Source organism: Thermodesulfovibrio sp. 1176, assembly GCF_029946585.1.
Lineage (GTDB): Bacteria > Nitrospirota > Thermodesulfovibrionia > Thermodesulfovibrionales > Thermodesulfovibrionaceae > Thermodesulfovibrio.
On the sequence record NZ_JARZRZ010000003.1, the window covers coordinates 343777 to 363046 of the forward strand.

At 32.7% G+C, this 19270-nt stretch carries 15 protein-coding genes, 1 other RNA gene and 1 riboswitch; of the genes, 12 read left to right on the forward strand and 4 right to left on the reverse strand.

Going from position 1 to position 19270, the window contains the following annotated elements:
• Positions 1-31: 31 nt before the first annotated feature.
• The 5 genes from QI155_RS07630 to thiC all read left to right on the forward strand — a co-directional run bounded on the left by QI155_RS07630 (position 32) and on the right by thiC (position 4117).
• Positions 32-1060, forward strand: coding sequence for a zinc-dependent alcohol dehydrogenase family protein (locus QI155_RS07630; protein ID WP_068859756.1), 1029 nt, complete (start codon positions 32-34; stop codon positions 1058-1060).
• 29 nt (positions 1061-1089) lie between these two features.
• Positions 1090-1197: riboswitch (TPP riboswitch) on the forward strand.
• Positions 1198-1247: 50 nt separating this feature from the next.
• Positions 1248-1445: a sulfur carrier protein ThiS gene (gene thiS / locus QI155_RS07635; RefSeq protein ID WP_068859758.1), complete on the forward strand. Its 198-nt coding sequence runs from the start codon at positions 1248-1250 to the stop codon at positions 1443-1445.
• 1 nt (position 1446) lies between these two features.
• Positions 1447-2220, forward strand: a complete 774-nt coding sequence (locus QI155_RS07640) for a thiazole synthase (protein WP_068859760.1) — start codon at positions 1447-1449, stop codon at positions 2218-2220.
• Positions 2217-2837 carry a thiamine phosphate synthase gene (gene thiE, locus QI155_RS07645; protein ID WP_068859762.1) on the forward strand — a complete coding sequence of 207 codons (621 nt, stop codon included), beginning with the start codon at positions 2217-2219 and terminating at the stop codon, positions 2835-2837. The genes QI155_RS07640 and thiE overlap by 4 nt, the downstream gene beginning before the upstream one ends.
• Positions 2834-4117, forward strand: coding sequence for a phosphomethylpyrimidine synthase ThiC (gene thiC / locus QI155_RS07650; RefSeq protein ID WP_281321373.1), 1284 nt, complete (start codon positions 2834-2836; stop codon positions 4115-4117). Before thiE ends, thiC begins: the two co-directional genes overlap by 4 nt.
• Before the next feature lie 68 nt (positions 4118-4185).
• Here the strand turns inward: thiC and mfd are convergent, their stop codons facing one another.
• Entirely contained in the window at positions 4186-7323 is a 3138-nt protein-coding gene (gene mfd, locus QI155_RS07655; RefSeq protein WP_281321374.1) for a transcription-repair coupling factor, read from the reverse strand.
• 14 nt (positions 7324-7337) lie between these two features.
• The gene (locus tag QI155_RS07660; RefSeq protein ID WP_083200059.1) at positions 7338-8201 is read right to left on the reverse strand and encodes a UbiA-like polyprenyltransferase; all 864 of its coding nucleotides are present in this window, start codon (positions 8199-8201) and stop codon (positions 7338-7340) included.
• A gap of 287 nt (positions 8202-8488) precedes the next feature.
• Between QI155_RS07660 and QI155_RS07665 the strand changes: the two genes are divergently transcribed.
• On the forward strand, positions 8489-9307 hold the full coding sequence (locus tag QI155_RS07665) for a transposase (RefSeq protein WP_281321375.1): 819 nt from the start codon (positions 8489-8491) through the stop codon (positions 9305-9307).
• 249 nt (positions 9308-9556) lie between these two features.
• On the opposite strand, the gene QI155_RS07670 is transcribed toward QI155_RS07665, so the two are convergent.
• Together QI155_RS07670 and QI155_RS07675 are read right to left on the reverse strand one after the other, a co-directional pair.
• Positions 9557-10783, reverse strand: a complete 1227-nt coding sequence (locus QI155_RS07670; RefSeq protein ID WP_068859773.1) for a glyceraldehyde 3-phosphate dehydrogenase NAD-binding domain-containing protein — start codon at positions 10781-10783, stop codon at positions 9557-9559.
• A 16-nt stretch (positions 10784-10799) separates the two neighbouring features.
• The gene (locus tag QI155_RS07675) at positions 10800-14903 is read right to left on the reverse strand and encodes a PEP/pyruvate-binding domain-containing protein (protein WP_281321376.1); all 4104 of its coding nucleotides are present in this window, start codon (positions 14901-14903) and stop codon (positions 10800-10802) included.
• Between the two features lie 84 nt (positions 14904-14987).
• On the opposite strand from QI155_RS07675, the gene purF reads away from it, so the two are divergent.
• The 6 genes from purF (at position 14988) to QI155_RS07705 (ending at position 19201) form a co-directional block, all read left to right on the forward strand.
• On the forward strand, positions 14988-16400 hold the full coding sequence (gene purF / locus QI155_RS07680) for an amidophosphoribosyltransferase (RefSeq protein ID WP_281321377.1): 1413 nt from the start codon (positions 14988-14990) through the stop codon (positions 16398-16400).
• The gene (locus QI155_RS07685; RefSeq protein WP_281321378.1) at positions 16397-17524 is read left to right on the forward strand and encodes an aminopeptidase; all 1128 of its coding nucleotides are present in this window, start codon (positions 16397-16399) and stop codon (positions 17522-17524) included. The genes purF and QI155_RS07685 overlap by 4 nt, the downstream gene beginning before the upstream one ends.
• Before the next feature lie 9 nt (positions 17525-17533).
• Positions 17534-17719 (forward strand): hypothetical protein, encoded by a 186-nt coding sequence (locus tag QI155_RS07690; protein ID WP_068859781.1) that lies wholly within the window; start codon positions 17534-17536, stop codon positions 17717-17719.
• 36 nt (positions 17720-17755) lie between these two features.
• A complete protein-coding gene (smpB, locus tag QI155_RS07695) occupies positions 17756-18205 on the forward strand; it encodes an SsrA-binding protein SmpB (protein WP_068859783.1) in 450 nt (149 codons plus the stop codon).
• Between the two features lie 10 nt (positions 18206-18215).
• Positions 18216-18566, forward strand: a transfer-messenger RNA (tmRNA) gene (gene ssrA, locus QI155_RS07700).
• Between the two features lie 419 nt (positions 18567-18985).
• A complete protein-coding gene (locus tag QI155_RS07705; protein WP_143600681.1) occupies positions 18986-19201 on the forward strand; it encodes a transposase in 216 nt (71 codons plus the stop codon).
• The last annotated feature ends 69 nt before the right edge of the window (positions 19202-19270 follow it).

Genomic DNA, 19270 nt, shown 5'->3' on the forward strand with positions numbered 1-19270 from the left:
GGGGCTTTTTATTTCTGATATAATTAATTTTATGAAAGCATGGATTATTAAGGAAATATCTGATTTAACCCATAACTTTGAACCATTGATTTTAGCTAATATTGATGACCCAATTCTATCTGACTATGAGATACTTATTAAAGTTCATGCCTGTGGAGTATGTCATACTGAGATTGATGAGATAGAGGGTAGGGCAATGCCTTCATTTTTACCAATTGTTCCAGGACATCAGATTGTTGGAGAAGTGGTAGAGGTGGGTAAGGTTGTAACCAAATTTAAAATTGGTGATAGAGTAGGAGCAGGATGGATTTACTTTGCCTGTGGGAAGTGCGATTATTGTAAAAAGGGCTTAGAAAATCTCTGTGAAGATTTTAAAGCAACTGGTAAAGATGCCAGTGGTGGATATGCAGAGTATTTCAAAATTCATGAAGATTTTGCTTTCTTTATTCCTGAAAATTTTACATATGAAGAATCTGCTCCGCTTTTCTGTGCAGGAGCTATTGGTTATAGGGCATTAAAGCTGGCTAAATTAGAAAATGGCCAGAATATTGGGCTTGTTGGGTTTGGTGCATCTGGACATATTGTTTTAAAAATCATTAAATATCTATATCCAGACTCTAAAGTTTTAGTTTTTTCAAGAACTGAAAAAGAAAGAAATCTTGCCAAAAAACTTGGTGCATACTGGACAGGAGATTTTGACGAAGAACCTCCTGAAAAAATTAATTCGGCTATAGATACAACACCAGTCTGGAAACCACCTTTTTTAATACTAAAATACTTAAAACCTTCTGGCAGGCTAATTATAAATGCAATAAGAAAGGAAGAAATAGATAAAGAAGAGTTATTAAAAATTGACTATTCAAGAGACTTATGGCTTGAAAAGGAGATAAAGTCTGTGGCAAATATAACGAGAAATGATATCTCAGAATTTCTTTCATTAGCAAGTAAAATTCCTATAAAACCTGAGATTGAGATTTATGAATTCAAAGATGCTAATAAGGCATTAAATGATATAAAAAATAGAAAAATCAAAGGTGCAAAAGTTTTAAAAATATATTGACATAAAATAAATATATTTAATACAATCAAATTAATCCCTGGGGGAGGTCATAAAGGGCCTGAGAGTTCCCATTAAGGGAAGACCCCTTGAACCTGAACCGGGTAATGCCGGCGTAGGGAATGGGAGAGGCTGAATAAAACCAACCTCTATCCTGCAGGGATAGAGGTTTTTTATTTGGGAGGGTTTAATGAGGGTAAAAGTAAATGGTGTTGAAATGGATGTAATGGCAGATACAATAGCAAAGTTATTAAAGGAGCTTGATATTAATCCATCAAGAGTAGTTGTTGAAGTAAATCTTGAAATAGTAAAGAGAGTTCATTTTGATGAATATAAAATTAAAGAAGGCGATTCTATTGAAATCGTCAATTTTGTTGGAGGAGGATAAAATGACGGATCCATTAATTATCAAAGGAATTGAATTTAAATCAAGGCTTTGGGTTGGGACAGGAAAATATAAGAATTTTGAAGAAACTGCTCGTGCTATAGAAGCCTCAGGAACGGATGTTGTAACTGTTGCAGTAAGAAGAGTAAACATAATAGATCGTTCTCAGGAAAATCTTCTTGATTACATAGATCCTAAAAAATATAAAATTTTACCAAATACAGCAGGTTGTTACACTGTTGAAGATGCTCTGCGATATGCAAGATTAGCAAGAGAAGCAGGTGTATCAGATATGATAAAACTTGAAGTAATAGGCGATGAAAAAACTCTATTTCCAGATGTATGTGGATTACTCAAGGCAACTGAAATTTTAGCAAAAGAAGGATTTATTGTATTGCCTTATACAAACGATGACCCTATTACAGCAAAAAGACTTGTTGATGCAGGAGCGGCAGCAGTAATGCCTCTTGGTGCACCAATCGGTTCAGGACTTGGAATAAGAAATCCCTATAACATAAAGATAATTCTTGAAACTGTAGATGTTCCAGTAATTGTTGATGCAGGCGTGGGCACTGCTTCAGATGTAGCTATTGCAATGGAACTTGGCTGCGATGCTGTCCTTGTAAATACCGCAATAGCAGGAGCAAAAGATCCGATAATGATGGCAGAAGCATTAAAACATGCTTGTATTGCAGGAAGACTTGCCTACAAGGCTGGGAGAATTCCTAAAAAACTTTATGCTTCTGCAAGTTCTCCAATTGAGGGAATGCTTATATGAAATTTAATCTTTATCTAATAAGTGACAGAAAACTTTTTGATACAGAAGAAAAATTCCTACAGGCAGTTGATACTGCTTTGAAGGAAGGTGTAAGAGCTTTTCAACTAAGAGAAAAAGATATGACAGCTCGAGAACTTTACTTCCTTGCAAAAAAAGTAAGAGAAATAACTCGCAGAAATGATGCTTTATTTTTTATAAATGATAGAATTGATATAGCTTTGGCAGTAGAAGCTGATGGTGTTCATCTTCCACAGAATGGATTTCCAGCAAGAATTGTGAGGAAAGTATGGAATGATAGATTTATAATAGGAGTTTCCACTCATTCATTAGAGGAAGCTAAAGAGGCTTCAGAATGGGCAGATTTTATAACCTTTGGACCAGTTTTTCATACTCCCTCTAAGGCTAAGTATGGTGAACCGCAGGGTATTGATAAACTAAAAATGATTAAAGAATCTGTAAAATGTCCTGTATTTGCTCTTGGAGGAATTAAACCAGAAAATTTACAGGAAGTCTTACCGTACTGTTACGGAGTAGCTTTGATTAGTGGAATATTAGCTCAGAAGAATATAAAGGGAGCTGTAAAAGAATTTTTAAAAAAATTAGGAGAAGCAAAATGACAAGAATTGAATTAGCAAAAAGGGGAATTATCACAGATGAAGTTAAAGAAGTTGCTACAGAAGAGGGATTAACACCAGAGGATTTATCCAAAAATATAGCAGAAGGAAAAGCTGTAATTACAAGAAATATACTAAGAAATATAAAACCCCTTGGCATAGGTAAGGGATTAAGAACAAAGATAAATGCAAATATCGGAACATCAAAGGATAAAACTGATATTGAAGAAGAGCTTGAAAAACTTGATATAGCAGTAAGATACGGTGCAGATGCGGTTATGGACCTTTCTACTGGTGGACCATTAAAACAAATGAGACAGGCAATAATCAAGCATTCACCTGTAAGTGTTGGAACTGTTCCAATATATGAAGTTGCTGTAAGAGCAATTGAAAAATACGGCAGTATTGTCAAAATGACTGTGGATGACATTTTTAATGTAATTGAGGAACATGCCCAAGATGGAGTTGATTTTATAACAGTTCATTGTGGAGTGACAATGAAAATTGTTGAAATGCTTAAATCCGGTGAAAGAGTTCTACCTATTGTAAGCAGAGGAGGTTCAATCCTTGCAGATTGGATATGTCACAATGGAAAAGAAAATCCCCTTTATGAATATTTTGATAGACTTATTGAAATTGCAAAAAAGTATGACCTTACCCTCAGTCTTGGAGATGGATTAAGACCGGGTTGTCTCAAGGATGCAACAGATAAGTTTCAGCTTCTTGAATTAATAACTATTGGAAAGCTCAAAGATATAGCTGTATCAGAGGGTGTTCAATGCCTTATTGAAGGTCCTGGTCACTTACCAATTAATCATATCGAGACAAATATTAAACTTCAAAAGAGTATTTGTAAAGAAGCCCCCTTTTATGTATTAGGCCCGCTGGTCACAGACTGTGCAATGGGTTATGACCATATTGCAGCTGCAATTGGTGGAGCCTGGGCTGGTTATTTTGGTGCTGATTTTTTATGCTATGTGACTCCTTCAGAACACATAAGACTTCCTGATAAAAACGATGTAAAGGAAGGTGTTATTGCATCAAAAATTGCTGCCCATGCTGCAGATATTGCAAAGGGATATCACAAAGCATGGCAAAGGGATAACAGAATGGCTCAGGCAAGAAGAAACTTTGAGTGGCAGGAACAGATTACTCTTTCCTTTGATCCTGAAAAGGTTCTTTCAATGAGAGCAGAACGTCCACCTATTGATGATGAAAGAGTTTGTAGTATGTGTGGAGAATTCTGTGCTATAAAGATTTCAAGAAAGGCAGTTGAAGAGTAAAAGCAAACATTATCAGGGGCTAAAAAAGTGGATTTGATGGACTTTAGCAGAGAAAAAATTTTTTACAGCTAATTTTCATTGATTTTCTGGCATAATTTTATCAATATATCAAGAATTTTATCAATACTATTTTCATAAATTTCAAATCCATCAGGATAAAACTTTAAATTCTTTATGATTTCTTTTTTCTTGAAACTACTGAGGGTTGAAAGTAATTTCTGAACAAAAACATCTTCTAATGGTTGTTTAAGGATAAATCTAAAACTTCCCTTTTTCTGTTGAATTTTTTCTATATTAATTCTCGATGCAAATATTCTTAATCGTGTGATTTTAAATAGATTATCAACTTCCTTTGGTAATCTGCCAAATCTATCTAAAATTTCTTGATATAATTTGTCTACTTCTGTTTCCTCGTAAATTTGAGTTAATTTTCTGTAAATTCTTATTCTCATTGATGTGTCATCTATATATTCCTCCGGTATAAAAGCAGGTATTGAGATTTTAATCTCAGGCAATTTAGATACGCCGATGTATTCACCTTTTATTTCCTTAATAGCTTCATTAAGCATTTCAATATAAAGGTCAAAGCCCAATCTGTTTATTCCAGATTGCTCAACTCCTAAAAGTTCTCCAGCTCCCCTTATTTCAAGGTCTTTAAGGGCAATATGAAAACCTGCCCCTAAATAGTTCATTTCCTGTATAGCCTTGATTCTCTTTTTTGCATTTTCAGTTAAATATTCTTCAGATGGTAGAATAAAATATGCATAGGCTTGCCTGTCTGATCTACCAACTCTACCTCTTATTTGATACAGATCGCTTAAACCAAAAAAGTCAGCCCTGTTTATTATTATAGTATTAACATTTGGGATATCTATTCCAGAAGCAATTATGGATGTGCATAGTAATATATCGATTTTCCCATCTAAAAAGGAAAGCATGATTTTGTCAAGTTGTTGATCTTTCATCCGACCATGGGCAATTGCAATTCTGGCTGAAGGAACAATAGCTTGTAATTTGCTTTTATAAATTTCAATATCATTAATTCTGTTATGAAGGAAATAAATCTGCCCATTTCTTTTTATTTCTCTATCAATGGCTTCCTTTATTATGGCATAGTCTTCTCTGATTATAAATGTTCTTATAGCAAGTCTATCCCTTGGAGGAGTTTGAATCACAAAAATATCCCATAGACCACTAAGTCCAATTTGAAGGGTTCTCGGAATAGGAGTAGCAGTAATAGTTAGTAAATCAACTTTTGGAAATTTTTCTTTAATTTTTTCTTTTTGAATTACTCCAAATTTTTGTTCTTCATCTATAATAAGTAAGCCAAGATCAAAAAAGTCAATGTCTTTCAGAATCATCATATGAGTTCCTATCAAAATATCAACTTTTCCTTTTTTTGTATCTTCAATTGCTTTTTTTATTTCTTTTTCTGAACGAAAACGACTTAAATACTCAATTCTCACAGGAAAAGCTTCGAATCTTTTTTTAAAGGTTCTGTAATGCTGTTCACACAACAAAGTTGTTGGAACTAAAACTGCTACCTGTTTTCCATCATATACTGCCCTAAAGGCAGCCCGCATAGCAACCTCTGTTTTTCCATAACCTGCATCTCCACAAAGAAGAACATCCATAGGAAAGGGTTGCCTCATTCTCTTTAAAATTTCATCAATTGCCTTCTGCTGATCTTCGGTTTCTTCATAGGAAAAAAAATCATCAAAATTTTTATGGATTTCTGTATCTTCACTATATATAAAACCTCTTTCAGTTTTTCTTTGTGCATAAAGATTAAGTAGTTTATCTGCAATATCATGAATTTTCTTTCTTTCTCTTTCTTTTATTTTCTGCCATCTATTTGTCCCGAGTTTATCTAACTGAGGGATAAATCCTTCTTTTGCAGAATATCGGTATATTTTTTCAACACTCCATGTAGGAACATATACAATATCTCCATCCTTGTACTCTAAAACTAAAACATCTTCTTCAGAATCTTCATATATCTGTCTTTTAATTCCTTTAAAAATCCCGATACCATGATCTTTGTGGACTATGTAGTCTCCTTCTTTAATTTCTAATCCATCTATGGGAATTTTTTGGATTAGGGGTTTTCTTTTTTTAAGTGGTTTTTCAGTAAAAATTTGTCCATCAGAAAGTATTAAAAGATTTTCTCTGAAGAGATAATCTTCCAATTCGCCAATTGTGATTGCATATTTGCCCGAGTAACTTCCAACTTCATTTTTATTTATTATTGGAGCTATTATGTCATGATTAAATAAAATTTCCTTTACTGAATGGGCTTTTCCAAGGGAATTCAATACAATCAGAACTGGAATTTTAAGTGATTTTAAATTTTTAGGAAAATCATATATATTAACCCTTTCCTGAGGAGTAATTCCTAAGCCGGATATAGATTTATCTTTACCGTCAGTTGCATTTTGAGAAAATTTATAAGGCAGATGGGATATCTTAACTAAATTGAAATTTTTATGATTTTCGAAATCTGAATTTTTTCCAATAGAGATGACAATTTCTGGTTCTATGTAATCCAAAATATTGTCTGTTTTTTCACCTTCTAAAGTAGGTATTATTAAAACTTCATAAACTGATTTAAAGGACTTTTGAGTGTCAGGATAAAATATTTTGATTTCTTCAATTTCATTGCCGAAAAATTCAATTCTGTATGGATATTCTTCTCCTAAATTCCATATGTCAAAGACCCATCCATGATGTGAAAACTCTCCTTCCTGAACAACCATCTCAGTTTCTGAATAGCCAGCTTTAATAAGATTGCTTTTTAAGGTATCTCTTTCGATCTCTAAGCCTTTTTTTAAAATAAAGGATAATTTTTCAAGTTCACGATTTATCATTAAAGCAGAGCTGGTTGTTATTATTTTGGAATTTTTGCTTTTGGAAATTTTGATTAAATTTACAAGTCTTTCATTTCCTTCGGAAGGAAGATATAGTATTTGATTTTTTAGATTGAAGAATTCAGAAAAGATATTTATAGCTGTGTAAAGTTTTTGTGTATTTTCATCATTTTCCTCAATTACAATAAATTTTTTGTCAAAAAACAAAAGTGATAGTGCTAAAGAGGAGATAGAAATATTGTAAATCTCTTTATGATTTTGTAAAAGTTGAAGCAATGAATTTTTTTCAACTAACAGAGCTTCTGAAATTGAAAATTCAGTTTTTTCAAATAAATCCATATTAGAAGATTTTTTTAGATATTTACTAATACCGCCAAGGCAGTAAAAAATAATACAGTAAGACTTATATATCCATTCATATTGAAAAAAGCTATATTAAGTTTTGAAAGGTCATGAGGTTTTACTAATGAATGTTCACGAATGAATAAATAGGCAACAACGATAATCCCAATCCAATAGAAAAAGTTGAGATTAAAAATTACTCCTGTAATAACTAAAAAAATCCATGTAATGAAGTGAAATATTCTCGCCATTTTAATTGCCTTTTGAACTCCAAAAATTTTTGGAATTGAATAAATTCCATATTTTTTATCAAATTCAACATCCCATAGTGCATATAGGGTATCGAATCCTGCAAGCCAAAAAATAACAGTTAGAACTAAAGGAATTATTTCCCAATCAAAAGTTCCCTTTACTGCAATCCATGCTCCAAGGGGTGCTAATGAAAGGGCTAAACCCAGCACAAAATGGCAAGCCCATGTAAATCTTTTAGTATAGGAATATAAAAGGAGAATTCCGATCGCAATCGGAGTTAATTTAAAACATAGTGGATTAAGTTTCCACGCAGAGTATACAAAAAGACAAAGACATATTAATGTGAACAAAGTTGCTTCCCAGAGTTTTATTTTTCCTGTAGGAATTTCTCTATTTGCTGTTCTTGGATTAAGGGAATCAATTTTTCTATCTATTATTCTATTAAATCCGAAGGCAGAGGCTCTTGCAAAAACCATTGCAACAGTAATCCAGAAAATCTTTTCAAATTCTGGAATTCCTTGAACAGAAAGCATTGCCCCCACAAAAGCAAAGGGAAGAGCAAAAACACTATGCTCAATTTTTATCATTCTTAAATAAAGAACTGCTTTATTGAAGATGGACATAACAGATTATTATAACATCAATATTTTAAACATTAACAGAAAATGTTGAAAACCTAAAATTGCCAATAGGCATATAAAAAAGAGAGCCTCCTTTTGTGGATTTTAGTTTTAAGGGTGATATAAAATATCACCCAAATGGTGAAAAAATCAAACAAACCAAAAAGGAGGCTCATAGATATGATAAAACAAACTATATTTTCTTTCAAGTTATCCCGCACAAAAGATGAAATAACAGCAAGGTCAGGTTTAGCTCTTTATTCTGAATTCTTCAAAGGGACTTTGTCCCTTTGTATCTACATAAAATTAAATTAAATAAAATTAGGGAGTTTGAGGGACTTTGTCCCTCAAAGATTGGTTCAAATAGGGGTTATCCTGCATACTGTTACATTGAACCAATACTTCTTATGCTTACAAGGGGAGGGAAAACAATAGAGGATTTAAGAGAAATAAACAATGATACTGCATTAAGGAAACTTACTGGGATGGAAAAAATGCCTTCACCATCTACAGTTGGAGATTGGTTAAGAAGACAGGGAAATTCAGAGGGACTTCAGGCATTAAAGAAAGTAATTGACATAACAACTAAGAAAGCATTGTCAATGGATAAAAGGAAAGAGTATACACTTTATGTAGACCCAACGATAATTGAGGCTGAAAAGTATGATGCAAAAATGACCTACAAAGGGACAAAAGGATATAAACCCATTATAGCCACATTAGGAGAAATACCATTAATACTGTCTCACTCATTCAGGCAAGGGAATGAAACAGGGCAGGGAATTGAGGTAATAAAGAAAGCCTATGAAGTATTACCTCATGGTAAAAAAATAAGCCTTGCCTGTCTTGACAGTGAATTTTACAATACTGAAGTAATTGAGTATTTGAGGGACAAGGGGACAAAATTTTGCATAGTAGCAGACAAAACATTCTCAGTTAAGGAATTGATAAAAAGGATAGATAGATGGGAGTCTTTCAAAGACAAAGATGGAGTTCAGACAGAAAAACAGATAGGAGAAACAGTGCACACGATGAACAGGCTTGGATTTTTATTCAAACTTGTAGTGTTAAGATGGAAGCCAAAGCAGAGAGCCCTTAAAGTGCTGTAAGGGGCAAAAACAGGGTTGTTGAATTTTCTATCGGCAATTTTATGGGTTTCCTCAGAATTGATAAAAGAGGCAACCATCCAGCAACCATCCATTTAAACTATATAGTTTTCCCAATAAAACTATAAAAAAGGAGGTCATCAGGATGGTTGCCAAATACTTAAAGGGACTTTGTCCCGACTTGGTTCAGGGATTTCTTCTTTCAAAATCTTTTTCGATTGATATCATAGAAAGCAATATAATCAAATAACTTTAATAAATATCTTGGGATACCTTAACTGTTAAATCTCCGAGCATGTTTGTGTAACTTCCAAGTTCATTATCATACCAGCCATATATTACTGCTTGAGTTACTGGAATTTGTAATTTATCTACTGTTGGAGTTCCAATTGAACACATCTTTGAAATATCAAGGGTAATCATGGCAGTTCTTGTATGTGTTTCACTGCCTTCAATTATTGCAGCAGGACCAAAGAATCCTATTATATCTGTTGAAACTTTTTGATCATCGGTAAACAGTAAATATCCTCTTTTTTCTCTCTCAGCAGCCTCTTTATATATATTGTTTATTAAATCTCCACTGATTAAATTTTCCTCTTCATCTTTGAAAGCAACAACAAGGATAATTAATGAACCAGTTACCACAGGAACTCTTACAGATTGAGCGATAAATCCAATATTTTTCATCTCTGGTAATACAAGTGCAAGAGTCTTGGCTGCGCCTGTGCTTGTAAGAATTATGTTATTCATTGCAGAACGAATTTTTCTTAAATCTGTCGCTCCTGTTTTTGGTACTCTATCAAGTACCTGCTGAGAGGCAGTTACTGCATGAACAGTTGCCATTGAAACACTAAGAATTCTATCTGCTCCAAAATAATCAAGTAGAGGTTTCATCATATGAGCAAGACAGGTTGTTGTACAAGATGCTCCAGATATAATCAGGTGTTTTTTTGGGTCATACATTTCTTCATTGATTCCCATTATTACTGTTACAGCATCATCTGGTATTTCCTTGGTTTTATCCTTTATTTTAAAGGGGGCGCTTACTATTACTTTATAGGCTCCTGAATCCAGATGTCCTCTTACTGAACCATCCTTTGAATCTGATGGAAGTGTGGGATCAAGAAATTTACCAGTTGTGTCAACAACTAATTTAGCTCCCTTTTTTTCCCATCCTATATCTTTTGGATTTCTGTTTTCCGTAAGAATTTTTACTGGTATTCCATCAATTATTATTGTGGAGTTGCTTTCATCTATCTTTTCAATGACACTTTTTGATTTATATCCATAAAGATAGTTATGAAGTCTACCGTAAGTGGAATCATGTTCAATATAAAAGGCTACATCTTTTAGAGAATTACCTACTTTTCTACCAAGATTCACAACTATCTGAGAAAAATATTTTCTTCCAATATGATGCCACAGTGTTAATTTTCCAATTCTTCCTAAACCATTAATCCCCAAAATTGCCTTTTCCATTTTATCCTCCTACAATTTATAAAATTTCAGTTGTAAGATAAATTTTTTGAGTTTCATGTTTTCCAAGATAAACCAATCCGCTTCTTCCATCTATGCTGATAAAATCACCTTTTTTGAGAATTCTTTTTCCTATTTTACACTTTTTTTCGTTCTGATAAACAGTCATTTTTGAAAATCCTACGACACAGGTTTTTCCAAGTTTAGTTGCCACAATTGATGCATGGGATGTAGAGCCACCTCTTGCAGTTAAAATTCCATCAGCATTGGCAATGTGAATGATATCATCGGGGACTGTATCAGCCCTTAAAAGTATTACAGGAGTTTGAGGATCCTGTGCTTTAAAAGTTTTAATGTCATCAACATCAAAAACAATTCGTCCTGACAGAGCACCGCCACTTACACCAATTCCTGTTCCAAGTTTACTTTCATTTAAAGCTACAGAGGGTAGGAATACTGTTATCATTTCACCTTTTAAATAGCTCATTTCTCTTGTCTGAAGGATATAAAGGTCATTTTTTCCGCGTCCTTCAAAGGTAAACTCAATTTCCTGATGATCCCACTTTTCTTTATAAATGAGTTTTTCTGCTATTTCAAGGAGGGTTTGATATATTTCAGGAAAAGCCTCTTCTAAAGATTTTTCATGAACTCTTCCCTCATATAATTTTTGTTCAACTGATATTGGGAAGGTGTTTACAAGACCTGATACAATGTCTTCACCCTGGGCTCCAGGTGTATAGTCTCCCCAAAGAACAAGTCTGTCTGAGGGTTCTTTTGGATTTCTTGTGAATAAAACTCCAGAGCCTGAATTTGTATCAAGATTTCCAAATACCATTTTTTGAACAACTACTGCTGTCCCCCAATCTTCAGAAATTCCGAGAATTTCTCTGTAGGTTTTTGCTTTTTGGGAATACCATGAATTGAAAACTTGATTTATAGCAATTATAAGCTGTTTCCATGGATCCTCTTCTATTTTTATCCCCATAGAAAGAATAAATTCTTTATAAGCAAGAGAAACATCTTTCATCTGGGTAGGTGTAAACTGAATTTTGAATTCTACTTTATATTTTTTTTTATAAAAATTAATTATATTGTCAAATTCATCTCTGTCAAGTCCGAAGGACATTCCCCAACATTGCAAGAATCTTCTGTAACTGTCCCATACAAACCAAGGTTTACCTGTTTGTTTACTGAGTCCCTCAGCAATTTCATCATTTATTCCTACATTAAGAAAGGAGTTCATCATACCAGGCATTGAAATTGCTCCTCCACTTCTTACAGATACTAAAAGAGGATTTGAGGAATCATTAAATTTTCGTTTGGAGTTAATTTCAAGTCTTCTTAATGCTTGCTTTAGTTCTTTTTCTAAATGTGTTAAAGCAGGTTCAAAATTATTTATTACTTCTCTACATCTAAAAACTTCTGTGGTAAGTATAAATCCTGGTGGCACAGATATACCTTTTGTAGAGAGTTTAATTAGATTGTGGCCTTTGTTTCCTAAGTGTATTCTGTCATTTATTTCTCTTTTTGGAGCATAAATGTCACAAAGTATTTTTTTAGGGTCATAGGTCATAAGAAGATCGAGTTCCTTATATTGTAATTTTTCAGCCTGATTATAGGCAGTCTTTATTATCCTGCCAATTAACCTGTCAAGTTGGCTCAATCCAGGATATTCCATTACTATTTCTCTTAGAAATCTCTCCGATGATGCACTGATAAACTCAAAACTTTCTTTGTTATTATTTTCTTGTGTTGTTTTTATTTTTGTTATTATTTTCCTTAACCACTTTGTATATGGTGCCGTACAATAAGTGTTAACAATATCACTAACAGATTCTGATAGATTTCTAAATATGTCCATGTATTGTGAAAAAGTAAATCTTCTTATTTCAAGGGCAACTGTTAACATATCAAGTGTATTGATAAATTTCTGTGATGTAAGTCCATTAAGTTCAAGGATTTTGAGAAAAAGTTTAAGATACTTTTCAATTCTAAAAAGAGTTGCTCTTGTAATAAAATCTAAGTCAATAGATTGCTCTACTTCATCAAGAAGACTGTGAAGTATATTTTCAAGCCTTAAAAATACAGAAAGGGCATTAAACTTTCTTTCGCTGTATCTTCCAAATACTGAAGGTATTCCTGCAGCAATATGTCTTTTATGGGCTATGTCTTCAAAGGCTTCATATTTTTGAGAAGAAAAAATAATATTTTTTAATTCTTCAAGATAATTGACCAAGGCTTCAATTTTTTTATAGAGGGATTCTTCTAAGAATATCTCTATAAGATAAGAACCATCAGGTAAACCTAAATATAGAGTTTCTTTAAGGAAATGATCTAATTCGCAGTAATCTATGTTATATTTGCTATAAAGAATTTGAAATAGTCTGATAGTGAGAATTCCTTTAGTCTTGATGTCTTTAGAAAATTGGTAGGAATTTATTTTTGTAGCTACTGTGTCTATCGGTGTAAAAAGAAGTTCATTCAGAGAAATAAATTCTTCACTTAATCTTTTGAATAATTCTCCTAATTCCATAAAATGTTCTTTTTCATTGTCTAAGTTATCCAATAGTTCTTGGGGAAAATATTTTTTAAGTTTTGATTTTTCTCCAGTGATCCAAAAATTTATGGTTTCTTTCAGTAAATCTATAATTAAAGGACTGCTTTCTACATGAATCTGTTTTCTTATGAAGTGAATTATAGGGTCCTTTCTTTTAAATATTTCATCTACTTCTGTGGAAACAGTTCTTAATTGTCCTTCTGCATTTATTTCATTGAAATAAACTGGCAGTTTTCTTAAAATCGGCTTAACTAAATAGAAAAAAGTGTGTATTTCAGAATTTAAAAGTTTTGTTATATCCCTCTGAAAAAAATCAGTGTCTTTTATATGGACACCACCGAAAAATAAATAAATGCTGAGAGCAGGAATTAATTCCTTAGAGAGTACAGGATTTTTTGATATTAAATCAAACCATAATCGCAAGCCTCTCAAGTGATTTCTGTTGTCTGAAATTGTATAGTCTTCCATAAATCCTTTTAAATTAGGTGAGTGAAATCCAATAGAAATAAAGTTTTCTGTGAATAAATTTATAATTTCTTTGTTTTCTGAAGAGTAAACAGTATTTCCCATTTCTTCTAAAGAAAATAAAACTGCATCTGGCAGTTCATAAAAAAATCTCTCAAATTGTATGAATAATTTCTCTATCAATTCTAAAGTTTTTTTTGTGGAAAGAGAAATCAAAGCAGGAAAAGAATTTTTAAAAATTTTACCAAGTTCTCTTATTGAAAAATCGTATAATTCTTTTAGTTCTTCGTTTTCAGTAATCCAGAATAGATAGAGAATTTTATTTTGAATATCGATCCATATATCTCCTGAATTTATAAATTGTTTATGAATTTCCCGAAGGATATTAAAAATTTCCAATCGGGAAGGAATATTTACTAACTCATTTATTTCGTTGATTTTTTCAATTTTTTTAGTATTATCTAATAATTCTTTGTAAAAATTACTAAAAGTTTCCTGAACAAATGGTAAACCCTGAGGAAAGGCTTCTTTGTAAAAATCAACGGGATTTTTTAGAAATCCCATAGAGTTGTAAAGAGTTTGTAGATATTTTTTATAAATTTTTTTAAATGAGTCTGTTAAATCGAGATGGTAAATATTCATTTTAATGAGAGTTTTGCAAATGATTCTTAATGTATCTAATCTTGAAAGATTTTTGGATATATCCAAAGATAATAGATTTTTAAAGATTTTAGATGCTAAATCAAGAAATTTTTGATTTTCTGGAGCATTACATTCTTCAATTAACTTTAGAATCATTCTTAGTAACGATTTTAGATAGTTTCCTTCAGTATCTCTTTTGTTTATATGATTGATTAGATAATCAAATAAAGCCTCTACTGCATCAAAGCCTTCATGATGCTTCAAGTAATAATTAAAGTATTTTACAAAATGAGTTTCTATTTCGTAGGCAATATTTAAATTTGAAACATTGTTTTGTAGGTTTTTTACTAACTCTTCAACGCTGCTTAGGATTCCTGGATAGGAGGAAAAAATTTTGATAATTTTGTCTATTTTTCCAGGCTCTAAGTAAGGCTCTAAAATACTTTCATTCAACTTCACACTTTAATTATATCAAAAAGATGTAGTAAACTAAAAAAGTTTTATGTTAAAATTTTTCAGAGCTATTTCAAATAATATTGAGCAATGAAGAGAACTTTATATTTGCCTGATATACACGAAGAGTGTGGAATATTTGGTGTTTTCGGTCATTCAGAAGCTGCCAATCTTACCTATTTAGGACTTTATGCTTTACAGCATCGTGGACAGGAAGGGTCTGGAATTTGTTCATCAGATGGAACGAGGCTTTATCTTGAAAAATCTTTAGGTCTTGTCGCTGAAATATTCAATGAAAAAGTATTAAAAAATCTACCTGGACACATAGCAATTGGACATAATAGATATTCAACAACAGGGTCAAGCACTATAGAAAATGTTCAGCCCCTTATGGCTACTTACTCTCTTGGAAATATAGCAATTGTCCATAATGGAAATTTAGTAGATATTGAAAATTTGAAAAATATGCTCGAAAGAGATGGAGCTATATTTCAAAGCACCTCCGATAGCGAAATAATTTTACATCTTATTGCAAGAGGAAAAAGTGGGGAACCAAAAGAGAGAATTGCGAACGCTGTAAGGCAGATATCAGGAGCTTTTTCTCTGTTATTAATGACAGAAAAAGAATTAATTGCTATTAGAGATCCCTATGGTATAAGACCCCTCTGTCTTGGGCAGATCAAAGATGCCTATGTAGTTGCATCAGAGACATGTGCCTTTGACCTTATTGGCGCAACTTATCTGAGAGATATAGAGCCTGGTGAAATGTTAATTATTGATGAAAACGGTTTAAATTCTATGAAAATTTTCAATTCTGTGAAAAAGGCATACTGTATATTTGAGTTTATTTATTTTGCAAGACCAGACAGTTATATTTTTGATCATATATGCGTTCACACGATAAGAAAAAAACTTGGAAGACAACTTGCCAGAGAACATGCCATAGATGCTGACCTTGTTATTCCTGTACCTGATTCCGGAGTACCTGCGGCATTAGGATATGCTGAGGAAAGCGGAATACCCTTTGAATTTGGATTGATAAGAAATCATTATGTTGGAAGAACTTTTATAGAACCAAAACAGAATATCCGGCATTTTGGTGTAAAAGTAAAGCTCAATCCTGTCAGAGATGCTCTAAAAGGTAAGAAAGTAGTGGTTATAGATGATTCTATTGTGAGAGGAACAACTTCAAAAAAAATAGTAAAAATGATAAAAGAAGTTGGAGGTGCTAAAGAGGTTCATCTAAGGATTAGCTCTCCACCTACCATCGGTCCTTGTTTTTATGGAATAGATACTCCAACAAGACAAGAACTTATTGCCTCTTCACATAAAATTGAAGAGATTAGAAAATATACAACAGCAGATTCTCTTGGTTATTTAAGTATTGAAGGATTAAAGAAAATAGTACCTAATTCCGATCTTTACTGTATGGCTTGTTTTAACTGTAGATATCCCATCGAGTTTCAATCTAAAAAAATAAATCAGTTGGAGCTTTTTGAATGAACATAAAACCCCTTAAAAATATTTTTAAAGTCAATTTAAATATTCAATCCAATGAAAGGCTCCTTTTGTTTACAGATTCCATTAGGAAAGAAGAAAATCTTACTGAATATGACAGAATAAGAAGACAGTCATTGAAAGATGTGGTCTTAGCTTTAAAAGAGATTGGGAGTAAAATTTGTAAAGAACTTATTTATTTTGAATATCCCTCTTTAGGATCTCACGGATTGGAACCTCCTGCAGAGCTATGGGAGCTTGCTTTTGGTAAAAGAATACTTAATGATTTTAAAAATAAAGGCATTTTAGAAAAATTAATATCAAAGGAAATAAACAAGAAAGAGCTATTGAGTGTGAAAAGAAATATTAAAATTTACAAAGAAGATGCTGTAGATGCAGTTATTGCACTATCTAATTTTTCAACCAGTCATACAAATTTTAGAGATTTACTTACCCAAGTTTGTGGAACAAGATATGCAAGCATGCCACTTTTTGATATCTCAATGCTTGATGGAGCCATGTGTGCAGATTGGATGGAAATATATAAAAGGGCTTTAAAGATAAAAAAAATTCTTCAAAAAGTTATAAAAATTCGTATAGAAACGCCAAACGGTACTCATATTACATTATTTAAAGATAAAAGAAAAATCCATATTGATTCAGGAATATTAAGTAAAAAAGGCTCCTTTGGAAATCTACCTGCCGGCGAAGTATTCCTTGCGCCCTTAGAAGGTTTATCAGAGGGTAGACTTGTAATAGAATGGGCACCTACAAGAAAATTAAATAATCCTTTAATTCTGCATATAAAAGAGGGCAGGGTCGTTGAAATACAAGGAGATGAACACTACAATTTAGAACTTGAGAAAAAATTAAATGAAAGAGTTGAAAATAGAAACATTGCAGAACTTGGCATAGGTATTAATGACAAAGCCAGCAGACCAGATAACATACTTGAGTCAGAAAAAATACTTGGCACAATTCATATTGCAATTGGTGATAATTCATCCTTTGGCGGGAAAATAAGGACTCCTTTTCATCAGGATTTTATTTTCTTTGCTCCTAATGTTTATGGAATTGACACTAATGGGAAAGAAATAATTATTTTAAAAGAAGGTAAAATTCTGGTATAATAATTTTTTATGAAAGCAATTGTTGAAATAGAATTTAAAGATTTGCCTGTAGAAAGAATTCAGCAAATACTAATTGAAATGCTTTCTACATTAAAAACCCTTGAGATGATTGATGAGGGCAAATTTCAAATATTCACGCCTGACGGAGTAGTTACAGAAAAGTGCATATTTGAAGAAAATAAAGTAGTTGCTTGAAGAAGAAATCCTCTGCTGTAAGCAGAAGTAAGTAAAATGTCAATAAAAATCGTCTGCCAGAACAAAAAAGCTTATGCTGATTATTTTATTGATGAAACTATAGAGGCAGGAATTGTTCTTACTGGAACAGAGGTAAAATCTTTAAGAGAAGGCAAAGCCAATTTAAAAGACAGTTATGTAATCATCAAGGATGGAGAGGCTTGGCTTCTTAATTGTCATATAAGTCCTTACAGTCATGGAAATATTTACAATCATGACCCTCTAAGAACAAGAAAACTTTTGTTACACAAAAAAGAGATTGAAAGACTAAGAGGTAAAACACAGCAACAGGGTTATACACTTATTCCGCTTAAGTTATATTTCAAAGGTCCCAATGTAAAAGTTGAAATTGCTCTTGCAAGGGGTAGAAAAAAATATGAAAAAAGAGATATAATTAAAAAAAGAGAAGCTCAAAGAGAAATTGAGCGAGCTATAAAAAACAAATGATCTTTAACAAGGGGGCGAAAGGACTCGACGGAGGTAGTGAGGGCTAAGCTGCATGTCGTGGTTCTCACCGCCACGTAAAATAGGTGGGGAAAACACAACTGCCAACAACGAATTGGCACTCGCTGCTTAATTAAAAGCAGCCGCCTTCTTAGGTTCTGCTCTGAGGCTTAAGAAAGGCGTCATAAATCAGAGCTATCCTTAAGTGTTTAACCCGACACTTAAGGGAAACTTAAGGGTTGTAGGCTATAAGAGAGCCTGTGGAAGGGCGCACTTATAGCCGAAGCTCAAAGCTTCCACTAAGCATGTAGATGCTTAGAAGTAGCACCTTCGGACGCGGGTTCGATTCCCGCCGCCTCCACCATAAAAATCCTTAAAAATCAATAACTTTTATTCCAAAATTTTTATCCGATTTCTATCCGGAAATTATATATAAGAAAGCAAAAAAATGATATGGTCAAATTTAATATAAATGGTAAAATTCCTTTTTTCCATGTAAGGTTGTAAAGTGTGCAAAGACCTTTGAAATGCATTATTAAATACCAAATAAAAGCAACCGTTGTCCCAATTGATAATACAATGTTCATATTATCTAATCCCGAGTTAATTGTCAATCAGAATAAAAATGGGTAGTGTAAAATATTTTGTGTAAAATTTTATAAAACAAAGAAGGATGTACCTCCTGTAAAATATTAATGGCAAAAAACTAAAAAAGGAGGCACATCCATGGAATTAAAAATTAGCGTATCATAAGCTGTGGAATTAATCAAGGAGATTAAAGCAATGCCTGAGAAAATTTTTAATTACATTGAAAGCAGTCTCAGAGAATCGGTAGGGTCATTTTTAAGTGGACTTATGCAAAAGGAACTGACTGCTCATCTTGGAAGGCAGAGGTATGAAAGAAAGCAAGACAGCAAAAACTATCGTAATGGTTCATATCTAAGAGAATTGTGTCTGTCCATAGAATTTTTTCACAAACATCTGCTTCAATTCATATAAAGCTAACTTAACCAAAGGAATCGACTTTTTCCATTTATTCTTCTCTATCCCGCTTACTTCTTCATCTTT

What these genes read in the sequence shown, in the direction of transcription:
- QI155_RS07630 (WP_068859756.1), top strand. Translation starts at nt 32, where the DNA reads ATGAAAGCATGGATTATTAAGGAAATATCTGATTTAACCCATAACTTT.
- thiS (WP_068859758.1), top strand. Translation starts at nt 1,248, where the DNA reads ATGAGGGTAAAAGTAAATGGTGTTGAAATGGATGTAATGGCAGATACA.
- QI155_RS07640 (WP_068859760.1), top strand. Translation starts at nt 1,447, where the DNA reads ATGACGGATCCATTAATTATCAAAGGAATTGAATTTAAATCAAGGCTT.
- thiE (WP_068859762.1), top strand. Translation starts at nt 2,217, where the DNA reads ATGAAATTTAATCTTTATCTAATAAGTGACAGAAAACTTTTTGATACA.
- thiC (WP_281321373.1), top strand. Translation starts at nt 2,834, where the DNA reads ATGACAAGAATTGAATTAGCAAAAAGGGGAATTATCACAGATGAAGTT.
- mfd (WP_281321374.1), bottom strand. Translation starts at nt 7,323, where the DNA reads ATGGATTTATTTGAAAAAACTGAATTTTCAATTTCAGAAGCTCTGTTA.
- QI155_RS07660 (WP_083200059.1), bottom strand. Translation starts at nt 8,201, where the DNA reads ATGTCCATCTTCAATAAAGCAGTTCTTTATTTAAGAATGATAAAAATT.
- QI155_RS07670 (WP_068859773.1), bottom strand. Translation starts at nt 10,783, where the DNA reads ATGGAAAAGGCAATTTTGGGGATTAATGGTTTAGGAAGAATTGGAAAA.
- purF (WP_281321377.1), top strand. Translation starts at nt 14,988, where the DNA reads ATGAAGAGAACTTTATATTTGCCTGATATACACGAAGAGTGTGGAATA.
- QI155_RS07685 (WP_281321378.1), top strand. Translation starts at nt 16,397, where the DNA reads ATGAACATAAAACCCCTTAAAAATATTTTTAAAGTCAATTTAAATATT.
- QI155_RS07690 (WP_068859781.1), top strand. Translation starts at nt 17,534, where the DNA reads ATGAAAGCAATTGTTGAAATAGAATTTAAAGATTTGCCTGTAGAAAGA.
- smpB (WP_068859783.1), top strand. Translation starts at nt 17,756, where the DNA reads ATGTCAATAAAAATCGTCTGCCAGAACAAAAAAGCTTATGCTGATTAT.
- QI155_RS07705 (WP_143600681.1), top strand. Translation starts at nt 18,986, where the DNA reads ATGCCTGAGAAAATTTTTAATTACATTGAAAGCAGTCTCAGAGAATCG.